The sequence below is a fragment of the Spirulina sp. CCY15215 genome, assembly GCF_016888125.1.
In the GTDB taxonomy this organism is placed as follows: domain Bacteria; phylum Cyanobacteriota; class Cyanobacteriia; order Cyanobacteriales; family Spirulinaceae; genus CCY15215.
Map to the genome: position 1 here is coordinate 1 of NZ_JACSWA010000368.1, position 207 is coordinate 207.

At 37.7% G+C, this 207-nt stretch carries 1 protein-coding gene; it reads right to left on the bottom strand.

The annotated features are described in order from the left end of the window. On the bottom strand, positions 1-207 hold a 207-nt coding region (locus JUI58_RS27695), incomplete at both ends, for a hypothetical protein (protein ID WP_204103712.1).

Consider the following 207-nt stretch of genomic DNA (forward strand, 5'->3'; position numbering starts at 1 on the left):
CATAGAAGCGATCGCCAACTTTGAGAATATTAAATCCTTGATAGTCTTCAGCAACTAATTCAATTAATTGAATTAATTCAATTCTGTTGTTGTTGATCGCGGTTTGAACTTCTTCCATCGAACTGCCCACAAAAAAAATGCTGTAGCCTTCTTGTTCTATTTTCTCAAGGCTAAACTCTCCTTCTCCTTGGGGAACACCATAGAAGC